The following is a 12,975-nucleotide window of genomic DNA, read 5'->3' on the forward strand; positions in this document are numbered from 1 at the left end:
GGCTGGGCACCTGCATGCACTGGCTATATGTCGGCAAGCCGCAGCAGGGGTTGCTGCTATCCGGGTCTCGCGCAGCTCTTGGGGCTCGTCGCGAAGAGTTATTGGAGAAGGATCATCTTGCGGAGTAGTCCGAATCCGGCGCGGCCGTAGAGCTGCCGCTTGATCCTCTTGATGCGGTTGACGGCGCCCTCGATGCTGCCGGAACTCCAGTCGAGAGTGAGCCCCGCTGTTACGGCGTCGAGGTCTCGGAGCAGGTGGAGTGCGAAGCCGGTCAGGCCAGGCCCACGTAGTGCGCCCCTGAGGGAATGCAGCAGCCCTTACCCGTCGATGTCGTCGGTTGAGTCGCATCCGAGCCAACGGCATGTCGGGGAACCGGGCCGCCGAAGCCGGCTTCACTTTCCGGTCCGCTGTACTTGGGGGCGACTTGGATCAGTGCGTTCCGATCAGCACTGTGCGCTAACCGCCGGTCATCGGATCTGCCGTCCCGAGATGGCCCGGGCGATCACGATCCGCTGGTTTCGCTGGTGCCGTTTGCCGTATCCCGGCGAGCAACTCCCGTTCCTGGCACAGGGTCTTCCCCTGCTGTTCGAGCGTGGCGATCTCCGTTACGACGTTCTCGAGGTCTGAGGTGAGCTGGGAGGAGGCGGGGCCGGAGTGTCCGGCATGGCAGGGCCCTTCGGCAGGGCGTCGAGCGGAAGCTGGGGCGCCCACCAGCCATGTGTCTGGGGCGTGACATGCCTCGGCGCAGTGGACGGTGCAACTTCTATGGCCTGCTCGAGTCTAGGTGGCTGATCATCGAGTGAACTCTCCTGCGCAGCTTGAGTGAACCCTCGACCATGCATGGAGACCTGCGATTTACCGAGTGCAGGGGCTGTCAGTGCTCGGTGATTCACTCGGAACACGGCTGCTGCCACACGACTTCGGCTTCCTGGGGTGCGCAGTGCCAGGAGGCGAGCGGGTGCGCTTTCGTCAGCCGGTTGTGTAGGTCGGTCAGTTGCTGCGGTGTCTGGCCGCACAGGTGCATGAGGAGGTCCAGGTCGGTGCTCCCGGCACCGTCCGTGGGGTGCTCCTATGTGTTTGGTCAAGGTCGTGGGTCAGGATGGCGGCATGACGACGTGGTTTTGCACCTATGACGAGGACGAGGGGCTGCATTTCGAGGCCGCTGACGAGGCCTGGGCGACGCGTCAGGTTGAGGTCCGGAGGCAGGACTCGCGACCTGTGACAGCGGCATCTTTGGAAGAGGTGCTGTAGGCGGGGCGGCCTCCCGGGGGAGTGGGGTTTCGGTATCTGAGCCCGGATCTGCAACTGGTTGGCGAGGACGTGGTGGCCGCTCTCCACGGCGGCCGGCGCGCATCGCGTTGGCCGCGTCGGTCCGTGGGGTGGACGCGTGATTCTTCGAGGTGCTTACTGCCGATACTGCACTTCACCGGTCCCGGATGTCCGGCAGGGTGGTATCTGCGGCGGCATAGAGGAACTCCAGTAGTTTTCCGTATGCCTCGATGTGTGCTCTGTCTAGGTCTGCCCTGTGCTGTGGCGTTTCTGTTTCGTTGTCGACCGCATGCAGCCAGTCGATGACTGCGGCGAAGTGGGGCACCAAGGAGCCTGTTGCCGCTTGCGCGGCGGTGCCCATCTCGCTGGGGCCTTCCATGAAAACGATGTGCTGAAGGCGATCGAGCTGGCGGTTCATGGTTCGTGCTTCGTTCCAGAGGCGGCGGGCGGCTTGGCGGCGCTCTTCGCGTTCCTCGGGAGGGTCGCTCGCTGCGATGCCTCCGAGTTTGAGGCTTGCCTCGCTCAGTGTTCCGTGTACCCGGTGACAGCTTTCAGCGAAGGCCAGGTAGGCGCTCTTGCGCGATTCGCGAAGAGCCCGAGTCCATTCAGCATCCAACTGCAGGCGGGCTTGCCTCAGCTGCGTCTCGGACTGGATCTCGGCCTGCTGCTCTGCCTTCCTTCCGGCGATCCAGGCAGATGCCGTGGCGCCGACTGCGCCGACCGCAGCGCCGATGACGCCACCGAGGAGTCCTGCAAGTCCTGCGTCCATGGCGTGATTGTGGTGGCCGAGCGGGGCGCGTTTCCAGAGGGGGCACGGTCATTGTGCCTGACCATGGGATGAGGAATGGCGCTGGACTTCGACCACGCCATGCGCATCATCGGCTTGTGCAGGCAGTGAGCTGATGCGCGGTCATCGGCGCGAGTGTGGCTGACGAGAACTGCTGGGCTTCTGGGAGAGCCCTGAGGCGGAGAGCGGTCTCAGGGGCTTTCCCTCGGTCGCAGGCAGGCCGCCGGTATATGTCGATGAGGAGCTGTACAGGGCGTATTCGAGCAGGTCGGGCGAGGCGTCGGATGGCCAGGGACCCGTTGCCGCTGCTAGGCCGGCGGCTGCCTGCATGAAGGAGAGGTAGACGGCGTTAGCGGTGCGGTGACCAGTTCCCATCCCGCCAGACCCAGTTGGCGATCGAGCCGTTGGGGTCGTGACCGGTCTCTCGGCCGACTGTCTGGGCCAGGGACCATAGACGCCGGGCCAGAACCCGGTCGAGGACGAGCGGCTGGGGGCCGGTTGATGACGGAACCGTCTTGCCGGCGAAGTACAGGAACTTGGTGTAGAACGACGGACCAAGCTCGAAAACGCGGCCTTGAAGCCCTGCGTATGCAGCTTTTGCATCGTGCTCGCTCAATGTGGCGACCGCACGGGCCAGTGCCGCATCCAGGTCCTCGGCGGTCAGGATCTTTTGCAGGGAGGCGGGGCCACTGCCGCCGGGGGAGCCGCGTTTGCCCTTCCCCCACACATAGGTGGCGACCAGAGCCTCTGTGAGGGCCTCACGTCGCAGCGCGTCCGCAACGATCGATATCACCTGCGCCCGGCTGATCTCGGCGTCACCGGCGTGGGATGTCGAAGCCAGTGCCGCCGATGTTGCCGAGTTCGGTTGTGAGCGAAGCCGTGATCCTTCTTGGGGCGACAGGGCGAGACACCGAAGGGCGTGGAGCGGTACGTGGCGTAGTTCTGGCCGGTGTGAGCGTTGGCTGACCGGAGCCCCCCATGGAAGCATGGCGGCCTGGTCGTCGACGGTCGGCTCTATTACGGCCTGGCGCTCGTGATCTTACATCTCCCGGGCAGGGCGGAATTGATGTTGCTCCAGCGGGAACTCGTCCCAGAGAATCTGCGATCGGGCCTCGCCGCTCAGGACGGCGGTGAGGAACTGGGTCACGGTCATGTCATAGCGTTCCCAATCCTCCCCGGACTCGTCGTTGATCAGGATCGGGCGAGTGTCGGGCGTGTCACCGGGCTGGACGAGCCAGTACAGGTATTCGCCGTTGTCCGTGGTGGCCCAGCAGACCAGGCGGTTGCCATCGGCGTCCATCTCGGCGGGCTTGTCCTCGTACTGCCACAGCGCGTCATTGGCTTCCTCGCGCTCTGCGGAGATCTTGAGCTGGTCGTACACGTCGTTGGCGCAGCCCGGCTCCAGGAGCAGCAGGTAGCCGTCGACGAAGCCGCCTGCGTAGGTGGTGATGAGCTCTTTGTAGTCTGCGGGCAGCGCCGTGCCCAGGGCGGCTTCGGCGGCGTCCCAGTCGGGCGTCTGGGTGGGTGCGGAGGGCCGGGGCAGGACCTCGGTGAGCCGGTTCAGTTCGGGACTCATCTCGCGGTCAGTTCCTTTCGTCAGTGTTTGCGGTTCCAGATGGTGACGCTGTTGGTCCCGCCGCTGTCGCTGCCGTGCGGGTGCATGGTGAAGCCCTTGTTGCCGTGGGCCTCGATGGTCACGCCGAGGGGAATCTTCGCATTACCGTCGGCGTAGATGGGCTTCACGCTGTACTGGATGATCTCGTCGTTGTCGCGGACCGCGTTGCGGACCTGGAGTTCGACTTGGCGCATCACGGGCGAGTTGGCGTAGCTGTGCATGGTGACGAAGTTGCGCGGGTCTTTGTTGGATCCGCCGATCATTGCGGCGAGCAGATGCGCCCGGTTGTAGCCCTTACCGGACTCCCAGCCGGCCGGGTCGACTTTGGGGCCGGTCTTCCCGCCCAGCATGTCGCGGGTGATGGTGGCGTGCATTGAGGTGGCCCGGTTGTGGGGGCCGAGGTCGCCGTACTGGACCCGGTCGCCCCAGGTGACGTCGGTTTCGTCGCACGGTTTGAGGCCCAGCGGGTCGCTGAGGGAATGCGGGTTTTCGACGTAGGCGACGGGGTTGGGGGCAGGCAGCAGCCCTAGCGGGTCCTGGGTGAGGTAGCGGGCGGATTCCGGGTCGTAATGGCGGAAGTAGTTGTGGTGCAGCCCCGTCTCGGGGTCGTAGTACTGGCCGGGAAACCGCAGCGGGGTGTACGCGGTGGCGCCCTTGTTCCAGGTGGTGGCGCCCCAGAGCGTGGCGCGGTTGCGCCAGGCGATGATGCCCGCTTCGTCCACGAGCTCGGTCGGGGTGCCGATCTGGTCGGTGACGATCGCGAAGAACCGCTGGTCGATGGCGTCCTGGGGCGCAGCGGCGAGTGACTTGGTTTCGGTCTGGGCGATCGGGACGCGGCCGTCGTGATCCCACGTGAGCGTGATCAGCTCGGGCGAGCCGCTGCTGTGCACCGTCTGCTCGCACAGCGTGGCACCGTCCCAGGTGAACGTGGTGCGCTCGGTGACGGTCCTCCCGTCGGCGGCCATGCGCAGCTTCGTGGTGCGCCGGCCCAGTCCGTCGTAGGTGTACTGCCAGCGGGTGCCTTCCGGAGTGGTGACGGCGCTGAGCTGGTCGTCGGCGTTCCACTCGTAGCGCCAGGTGTCCGGCTTGCGGGACAGCCGGGTTTTCTGCCGCACCACGATGCGGCCGAGCGCGTCGTGCTCGTAGCGCACGCTCCCGGCGCGGGTGATCCGGGTGCCGGTGTAGGCACGCTCGCCGATGGCGTCGGGGCCCGCATGCCTGGTGGGCCAGGACGCCGCCGTCTGGTTCCCCATGACGTCATAGGCGTACGTCTCGCTCCAGTTCGCGGCGCGGACCGCGGTGACCCGCCCGGCCGCGTCGAGATCGAAGCGCCGGGGACCCGAGTGGAGGTCGTCGATGCCGGTGAGCTGACCGTCGGCCCGGTGGGAATACGTCCTGCGGTGCACGAGCTGCTGCTCGAGGCCCGCGGACACGGCCTGGACCACGAGCCGCCCCGCAGGATTGTAGCTGCTGGTCAACGTGGCGAACTCGCCGATGCGGCGAGTGACTTCCCGCCCTGCAGCGTCGTAGGTGAAGTCGATGGCGCGCCCGGACACACTCATGCGCGCGGTGCCCTCGTCCGCGCCCTGCGTCCAAGTGGTGACGGTTCCGGACGGGGTGGTCCGGCTGCGGCGGCGCCCGGCACGGTCGTGTGTGAACCGCAGCCTGGCGCCGTCCACGGCCTGCGCGGCGAGGCGTCCCGCGCTGTCGTACGTGAAGTCCAAGACGTGGTCCCGGGTGACAGCGCGGGTCATCCGGGACGCCACGTCGTAGTGGTACTGCGTGTGTTCGCCGTCTGCGTTTTTGCTGCTGAGCCGGCCGGCCGCGTCGAAGGTGTACGCGACGGTCGTGCCCGCGGCGTTCGTGCGGGAGACGGGCTGGCCCGCCGCGTCATAGGCGTAGCGGGACGTGAGGCCGTCGAAGTCGGTCTCGCAGATCAGCTGTCCGGCCGCGTCGTAGAGGTAACTCCATTTCAGGCCAAGCGAGTTGGTGACGTGGGTGAGGCGCTGCTCGGTGTCGTAGCGGAAGGTGTGCGTTGCCCCGTCGGGCGCAACGCGCGAGGCCGGCAGGTCAAAGGGACCATAGCTGTAGCGTGTGATGCCGCCGACCGGATCGGTGTGGCTGGTGCAGTTGCCCTCGCCGTCCCAGGCCCACGACTGGGTGGCTCCGTCGGCTGCGCAACGGCGCAGCATCCGGCCTTCCGCGTCCCACCACGTCGTGGTGAACTCCCCGAGCGGGTCCACGAGTTCGACGAGACGGCCGAACGCGTCGTAGCGGGAGCGGCTCGTCGCGCCGCTCGCGTCGGTGACCTCGGTGGGCAGCCCGGCCAAATTCGCCAGGGCGCTCACACGGCCTCCGGCCGCGTCGGTGGCCTGCGCCACAGCTCCGTTGGGGTGGTGAGTGAAACGCAGCGCGGCGCCGTCCGGGAAGACCTGAGCGGTTCGGTTGCCGCGCGTGTCGAACTCCTGGCGGATCCGGGCGCCGTCGGGGCCGATCAGTTCCACCGGCAGGTGCAGCTCGTTGTAGCCGATCCGGGTCGTCGCCCCGTCGGGTGTGGTGACCTGCACCAGGTCGCCTGCGTCGTCATACTCCCAGCGGGTGGTGCGATCGAGCGGGTCGGTGCGGGTCAGTAGACGGTCGTGGCGGTCCCAGGTCTGGGTGGTGATGTGGCCGAGCGGGTCGGTGATCGCGACGATCTGGCCGAGCCGGTTGGCGCGGTAGACCGTGACATTACCGAGGGAGTCGGTATACGTGGCGATGGTGGCGCCGTCCGCGTCAGGGCCCCCGTAGATGAGGCGAGCGTCCAGGATTCCGTCTGTACCCCGGGTGGCGACGACTCGGTGCTGCTCGTCGTACGCATACGTGTACGCGGTGTCATTGCTGTCGTGCCAGTGGGTTATTCGATGGTCCGCGTCGTAGCCCAGGTGCAGGGGCGCGTCGACAGCGTTGCGGACCTCAGTGAGATCCCCCGCGTGGTCGTAGCAAAAGGCCCGTACGCGAACCGGCCCGTTATCGGTGAGCATCGACAGGGCGGTGACGCGAGACTGGTCGGAGTCGACCTGCACACGGTAGCCGCCGCTGTGGGTGACAGTCAGGGGGACGTCGTGCTCGTCGCGCTCCACAGTGACCGCGTTGCCGTTACGGTCCTCAACACAAGCCAGCCACCACACACCGCCCTGCGCCGTGGCGCGTTCGAAGTGCCGGATCAGCCCGGAGTGCGGGTCCTGCACGGTCAAAACGTAGCTGCTGTCGCGCGTCACGTAGGCGAGCGGCAGAGGCTCTCCCTGGGCCGGATCCACCCAGTCACCAGGCAGGTCGGGCAGGCGCGGATAAGCAAGCGCGGAGCCATCCTCCCGATACCACCACAATCCGCCCAACGACTCATCCTCTTCAAGACGTTCGTCGAGTGTGGAGGCCCATGACGGACCAAAGGAGCGTCCCGCGGCGTAGCCGGACAGATGCGTGCGGCGCAGAGCCAAGGGCAGCACACCGGGCAGGTCAATGTCGGTCTGGGCGAGGATCATCTGTCCGGTGGCCATGTCGATCGGGTCGCCGCAGGTGAACTTGTTCTTCAACGACCGTGCTTGCTGGGCCAGTTGGGCGGAGGCCAACTTCAGTCTGTCGCGCACGTTCTTGCCGTGGCCGCCATACCCGCCCGACTGACCGTCGCCGCCCTCACCGCGGGCCTTCTTCCCGCCCTCGATGGCATTGACCTTGTCGCGGACGTCGTGGTCCTTGCCCTTGTGGGTCCGGGACGCGCCCTTGACCCGCTCCGGAACGGTCTCGGTGATGTGCGTGCTGATCTTCTTCAGGGCCTTCTCCGAGCCCTTGATCGCGCCGTGCAGCACGCTGTCGAAGGCCTTCGTGAAGGGGTCGCGGCCCTTGCTGCGGCCGAACGCGCCCTTGACCCGGCCCAGCGGGTCGGAGGCAGCCGTGTGCATGTCGCTGCCGTGCCGGGACACCTTGCCCGCGCCGTCCTCGAACTCGACGTGATTGATACGGGTGACCTTGTCCGGGCCAGTATTGGCATCGCCGGCCGAGTCAAGATGCATTCCGCCCTTGCCGCCGTGCCCGCCACCGGCGCCACCGTTGGCCGGCGGCATGTGGAACGCGCCGTCCGCCAGGTCCAGGACCATGTCCTCGACCATCGCCTCCAGCTTCGCATTGACCGGCTCGGTGAGCTTCGAGATCACCTCGTCGACGATCCGGTCGACCGCTTCGTCGACGATCCGCTTGACCACCTGACGCATCGCCTGGATCTCGGCCGCACCGAGAATCGCCGACAGACCGCCCGTCACCCAGGCGAGCCCGATGGACAGGCCCACCGAGCCTGCCATGATGGCGAGTTCGGCCTCGGCCTTGTGCTTCATCCACTCGATGATCTCGGCGAGGACGTCACAGGCGTCCGCGAACAGCCGGGCCAGCTCAGGGAGCTTCTCCAGGTGACTGGCCTTGATCTGGTTCCAGTGCTTCTCCATGGAGTCGACGGCCCAGCCCTCGGAGGAGGACAGGATCCGGGAGAACGCCTTGTGCGCGTCGCCGCCGTGTCCCTCGAACTTCTCCGCGAACTCCCGCATGGCGTCTGCCATTTCGCGGTAGTCGTCCTCGTCGACGTTCGGGAAATTGATCCCGATGAAGTCCAGGATCTCGTCCAGCCAGCCCGGAATCGTGTAACCCATCCCCGTACCTCTCCCCGTGCCCCACGCCCTTGATCGCAGGCGCACAGTTGCTGCGCATGCGATCAAGAACCCTAGTGGACGGCACTGACGCAAGTGAAAGCGGCAAGCCAGCCGTTCTGGACACGCACCATGCCGCCGAAGCTTCGCGGTCAGGGCAGCGGGGGACCAGCGCATGACGTGCAAGGCGTAGGAATTGTCCGGTGCGAAGGCCGCCGTAGGCCGGGCCTCGGTCATCGCGGACAGCGGCTACCGGGGCACCGGCCTGCTCATCCCGCACCGCCGCGAACGCGGACAGACCGAACTGCCTGCATGGAAGGAGGAACACAACACCTCCCACCGCACGGTCCGGGCCCGCGTCGAGCACGTCTTCGCGCGGAAGAAGACCCGGAAGATCCTTCGCGACTGCCGTCTGAAGGGCGACGACGTTCACACCGCGATGCTCGGCATCGCCCACCTCCACTCCCTCGCCCTCACGAGATAGCTCCCGCCCCATCAAAGACCTTGGCGTGCGTGACGCCAGCACTGCGTCCTCCACGCGAAGGGCAGCCTCCGGGTGCGACGGGGCCAGTTAGGGCCGATCCTGGTGGCAGGGCCATGTCGGCCCCCGGCCGGCGGCGAACCGACGGCTGACTGCCGCCGTGCCGGAGAAGTGAGGGATACCCGCAGAAGGGATGACGGGATCATGGCGGACAACCTCGTTGGCAAGTCACAACAGGACGGGATCTCCGGGGTCTATGGCGGAAACGACGTTAACGGCAACGGCGTTGTCGGGGAAACAAATGGCACAGGTCACGGAGTCTTTGGCCAGAGCGCAACGGGTCATGGAGTGGCCGGAAGGGCATGGGCTTTCGGCAAACTCGGGGTCTGGGGTTTTTTCACCGACAGCAAGGAAACCCCTCGAGATGGTGCGCACTTCGTAGTTCCCGCCTCTGCCGGTGTCAAGGGAACAACGGCCAATGAGGCTTCAGTTGGCACAGATCCTCAGCTCGGGCTGAAGACAGTATCGGGTGTCGTAGGAGAAGTAACTCTGCCGGGACCCGGGTTTGGATACGGAGTCCTCGGGCTGGGGCACAACGACGAGGGTGTCGTCGGTTGGAGCGAAAAAGGAGCCGGCGGAAGTTTCGTCGGCTTGAAAGGTCCGGGCATCACTGCGAAGTCCGAGGAGCGCGGACAGATCCAGCTCGTACCCAGAGAGGTTGCCTTCGGCGCGGACGCTCAAGGAAATCCCCGCCCGAAACTGCCGAAATTCGCAAAGGCCGGAGAGATGGCGATGGTCACCAAGGAGGGCAAGTGCAGTCTCTGGCTGTGCGTCAATTCTTGGCGGGCTGGCGGCGGCGTAGTTCCGCAAACGGACGCCCGTTGGGCAGAGGTGAAGCTGGGTGCTGCGTTCAGTGGCGAGACGGGCTGACCGCGGGGCGTCGTTTTGCTTTGCGTAGAACCGGCTGAGCGACAAGCCGTGGTTCACGGACCACCAGCCAAAGTCCCTACACCTCTTGGTCCAGCGCCAGCCGAGAATACAACCATGGCCGAAGAAGGGCACAACCAGGCAGCAGACGCTCATTCCTGTCATGCGCGGCCGAGGTAACTCGGCCGCTGGACCTCGGCCACACGGTCGACCTGCCGGAAGACCGACGCGCGCGGCACCTGCCCCATGTGGTACGCAAGCCGCTACTCGAACGCCCCAGCCTGCCCGAAGAGTTCTTCGCCCCGTTGACAGCCACAACCATCTACGACCCGGCCCCCAGTTTCTGCCGCTGGTTCGTCGAGCCGGCGCTCTACGCATTCGGACGCCGCCAGGTCATGACGGCACTGCTCGACGATGTGTGGAGGGATACGGGCGCACAGAGAGCGGGCCTGGTACTGCGCGCACGTGCCGCTGCGCGCGGACCGGCTCTCCGGTCTACGCACCCGGTGGGAGTCGTGACCCAAGCTCGCATACGCGCTTTGGGCCTGGCCACGCTCGACGCTTGGACCCGAGACCTCCCTGACACTCTGCGCTGGTAGCGCGCCATGGGGTTACTCGAGAGCGACCACTACCCGCACGCTATGCGAACTACTACACCGAGCCCGGGGAACCGGACCGTGCCATAGGAAGTCGTCGACAGGGCCTGAAACCGATGGCTGCTTTCCTGCACGCCAACATCGGCGAAGAACGGTCACTGGGGACCGAGATGGCCCTGGACCGACACCATCACCCAGGCAATCGATCGCCTCCAGGCCCTGCCGAACCCCGGCTGACCAGCTACTTCGACCGTCCCAACAACCGCACCACCCCCGGAGAGCGCAACCCGCCCACCCGACGCGACAACCGGGCCCTCACCCTGCCCCACTGCCGGAAAACCGTCACCCCACAGGGGCAGAGCCCCCGTCAGCGAACCGACGAGGACTCATGAACGATCGAGGCTAGATGCTGAATGCCGGATGCTCGCCATGGATCCTTCTAACGATTCATCAAATCTTCGCATCCTCGACTGGCAATCGGCTGCGGGGTGTACGCGAGGCGTGGCACGGTGTTAGTGAGGGGCTTAGTCCTTGCACGACCGGTTCGCTCAACGAGGGGTGGGAACGGACCTTGAGATTTTTCCGCGATCGAGGTTCGCGGGGAGACGCGAAACGGCAGGGCTCAGAGCGGGATGCGCCTGCACGTGTTTTTACCTTCAGGGTGCAGGTGGAGCGGCGTCACGGCGGCTGGGTGAATCTCTTGGATCAGGCAGGGGCGTTAGCCGACCGACACCAGGGCGTCGTCGAAGCACGCGAATCTGACTTGGCCAGCCTCGCCTGGCAGATCATCGAGCGTCTCGGTGGGACGTGGGCGGGGTGTCGCGTGGTCTTTTTCGCTGGCGACCGGCGTCAGAACCAGTCGTTGCACGAGGGCGATGTCTTCGGGATCGTCGGGATGGGCGAGCGCCAACTCGTCTCCGGCCCCGCACATCCCGAGTGCGGTCGGCCGACCGAGCCGAACGGTTCGGGGGGTGACAGCTTGGCGGACGGACAGTTGGTCGAATGCGGGGCCTGTCGAAACGAGGTCACCGTAAGGCAGGTACCGGAGCGGACCATGGTGCTCTCGACGCCTGAGACCTTGCGCGGCACCGCGCTCAACTGCCAACGCTGTGGTCGCATTCTCTGCATCGACTGCGTGTTTCCGGTCGTCGACATTCCCGTCGAGCCCCAACACCCGCAGTGCGATCGCTGCGGTGGTGATGTGGGCTCGGTCGGAGAACAGAGCTGTCAGATCACGATCCAGGGGACCCGTCGTCAAACGGCTCAGTCGGTTTCGCCCCCGTCTCGTCCGCCGTCGCGGCCAAGACAAGCGACTCTCGAGGGTGATCGGACGGCGCCTCGGGCTTCGTATGCCGGTCTTACGGCCGCCGAGCTTGTAGACCGGTTCGTGGCCTGCCGTATGGCGGGGCGCGTCGAAGACCCAGGTATACGGGGAATCCTCGACTGGTTGCGCCGGGACTACGGTCATCCTTCCAGCCCCTTCGCTGCCTCGTTGGAGAGGCTCGCTTTTGGCGCCTCCGGCCCTGCTCTCTTCCAAGAGGGGATGGAACCCGACGAGGTGGAGATCATCAAGACGGTCATGCAGCGCATTGACGGCAGCCGATGGGATTAGGAGAAGGATCCGCCGTGTCACCACAGGAAAGCCGGAGAGCGACGGGACCTGCCGGACAGCGTGAGGGTTGCCCTCATGCTCCGCATGACCACGCGTGCGGTCCGCTGCATGGTGGTCACTGTGCGCTTGAGCACCCGGGTGGTTGCGAGGCGGTCCATCCGATCTGCCCGGCCTGTTACGCCGCCCACCCGGACATCATCGTGCCCTCGGTCGCGGCAGCCGTGGCGCGGGAGGGCGTCCATTTCGCCGGTTGCAGCGAGTGTGAACAGCGCACATTCCAGTACGACGCGGACCTGTTCTGCAGGGTGTGCAGATGGTTCGTGCCAGACGTCAACGAGAGACTGGCCGAACGCTACGCCGCGCAGGCCGGCTCCTTGCCGCTGGATCCGGGAATCTGCCCAGGGTGTCACGTGTCAGGGGCGAAGCCCGCAATCAGTTTTCCGTTCCAGTGCTCAGTCTGCGGATCAGCCCGTAGGCTCAGTCAGCGCGACGTGCCCAAGACAGGCGAGTTGTCCGCGCTGTGCGACGAGTGCGGCGGGTCGACTCGTATTCCGACGACCGTTTGGTGCCCGGAATGCCAGCTCAACCTGCGCAACCTCACTCAGATCACGGAGCTGATCAAGGAGGCAAACGAGGTCCAGGTCCCGGTGGGGGACAACGTCAAGGAACCGCTGCTGGACCAGGTTGCGCGCAGGGTGGGTGCGCTGGCCATGGCCAGCGAGCGACGGTTCCGCAGCCTTACCGAGGTTCAGCAGAACCTGATCATCGACGCGAGACATCTGGATATCGTCCTATTCAGCGACGGACGGGTCGAGGAGTGGATACTTGACACGGTCAAGCTGCGCTCGATCGGGTACCGGCTGCACCGGGAAGGCGGCATGCGCCTCATGCAGGACGTGCACGCGCGCGTGAGCGTGCACAATCGCGAGGTGGCGAGGAGCGTCGATATGTGGTGGGACAAGATCGGCGACTGGCAGTCCTGAACACACGATGGCCGTGGCAGAAGCCGGAC

8 protein-coding genes and 2 pseudogenes are annotated in these 12,975 nt (G+C 65.9%); 5 read left to right on the top strand and 5 right to left on the bottom strand.

The window, feature by feature from the left end:
* Window positions 1-98 precede the first annotated feature (98 nt).
* Window positions 99-281 (bottom strand): annotated as a pseudogene (locus tag LGI35_RS44595) (ISL3 family transposase); the annotation flags it as partial.
* Between the two features lie 208 nt (window positions 282-489).
* On the opposite strand from LGI35_RS44595, the gene LGI35_RS44600 reads away from it, so the two are divergent.
* A complete protein-coding gene (locus LGI35_RS44600) occupies window positions 490-627 on the top strand; it encodes a hypothetical protein (RefSeq protein ID WP_227300109.1) in 138 nt (45 codons plus the stop codon).
* A gap of 796 nt (window positions 628-1,423) precedes the next feature.
* On the opposite strand, the gene LGI35_RS44605 is transcribed toward LGI35_RS44600, so the two are convergent.
* From LGI35_RS44605 to LGI35_RS44620, 4 genes are all read right to left on the bottom strand, one after another.
* Window positions 1,424-2,038: a hypothetical protein gene (locus tag LGI35_RS44605; protein ID WP_227300110.1), complete on the bottom strand. Its 615-nt coding sequence runs from the start codon at window positions 2,036-2,038 to the stop codon at window positions 1,424-1,426.
* Between the two features lie 367 nt (window positions 2,039-2,405).
* The gene (locus LGI35_RS44610) at window positions 2,406-3,044 is read right to left on the bottom strand and encodes an 8-oxoguanine DNA glycosylase OGG fold protein (RefSeq protein ID WP_341483490.1); all 639 of its coding nucleotides are present in this window, start codon (window positions 3,042-3,044) and stop codon (window positions 2,406-2,408) included.
* A gap of 51 nt (window positions 3,045-3,095) precedes the next feature.
* On the bottom strand, window positions 3,096-3,632 hold the full coding sequence (locus LGI35_RS44615; protein ID WP_227300112.1) for an SMI1/KNR4 family protein: 537 nt from the start codon (window positions 3,630-3,632) through the stop codon (window positions 3,096-3,098).
* A 20-nt stretch (window positions 3,633-3,652) separates the two neighbouring features.
* On the bottom strand, window positions 3,653-8,350 hold the full coding sequence (locus LGI35_RS44620; RefSeq protein ID WP_227300113.1) for a DUF6531 domain-containing protein: 4,698 nt from the start codon (window positions 8,348-8,350) through the stop codon (window positions 3,653-3,655).
* A 190-nt stretch (window positions 8,351-8,540) separates the two neighbouring features.
* Here LGI35_RS44620 and LGI35_RS44625 point away from each other — a divergent pair.
* The 4 genes and pseudogenes from LGI35_RS44625 to LGI35_RS44640 all read left to right on the top strand — a co-directional run.
* Window positions 8,541-8,831, top strand: a pseudogene (locus LGI35_RS44625) (transposase); the annotation flags it as partial.
* A 201-nt stretch (window positions 8,832-9,032) separates the two neighbouring features.
* Window positions 9,033-9,758 carry a hypothetical protein gene (locus LGI35_RS44630; protein ID WP_227300114.1) on the top strand — a complete coding sequence of 242 codons (726 nt, stop codon included), beginning with the start codon at window positions 9,033-9,035 and terminating at the stop codon, window positions 9,756-9,758.
* A gap of 1,254 nt (window positions 9,759-11,012) precedes the next feature.
* The gene (locus LGI35_RS44635; protein WP_227300115.1) at window positions 11,013-11,963 is read left to right on the top strand and encodes a hypothetical protein; all 951 of its coding nucleotides are present in this window, start codon (window positions 11,013-11,015) and stop codon (window positions 11,961-11,963) included.
* A 491-nt stretch (window positions 11,964-12,454) separates the two neighbouring features.
* Window positions 12,455-12,946 (top strand): hypothetical protein, encoded by a 492-nt coding sequence (locus LGI35_RS44640; protein WP_227300116.1) that lies wholly within the window; start codon window positions 12,455-12,457, stop codon window positions 12,944-12,946.
* Window positions 12,947-12,975: the final 29 nt, after the last annotated feature.

Origin of the sequence: Streptomyces longhuiensis, assembly GCF_020616555.1 — a bacterium.
In the GTDB taxonomy this organism is placed as follows: Bacteria; Actinomycetota; Actinomycetes; order Streptomycetales; family Streptomycetaceae; genus Streptomyces; species Streptomyces longhuiensis.

What these genes read in the sequence shown, in the direction of transcription:
- LGI35_RS44600 (WP_227300109.1), top strand. Translation starts at nt 490, where the DNA reads ATGGCCCGGGCGATCACGATCCGCTGGTTTCGCTGGTGCCGTTTGCCG.
- LGI35_RS44605 (WP_227300110.1), bottom strand. Translation starts at nt 2,038, where the DNA reads ATGGACGCAGGACTTGCAGGACTCCTCGGTGGCGTCATCGGCGCTGCG.
- LGI35_RS44610 (WP_341483490.1), bottom strand. Translation starts at nt 3,044, where the DNA reads ATGCTTCCATGGGGGGCTCCGGTCAGCCAACGCTCACACCGGCCAGAA.
- LGI35_RS44615 (WP_227300112.1), bottom strand. Translation starts at nt 3,632, where the DNA reads ATGAGTCCCGAACTGAACCGGCTCACCGAGGTCCTGCCCCGGCCCTCC.
- LGI35_RS44620 (WP_227300113.1), bottom strand. Translation starts at nt 8,350, where the DNA reads ATGGGTTACACGATTCCGGGCTGGCTGGACGAGATCCTGGACTTCATC.
- LGI35_RS44630 (WP_227300114.1), top strand. Translation starts at nt 9,033, where the DNA reads ATGGCGGACAACCTCGTTGGCAAGTCACAACAGGACGGGATCTCCGGG.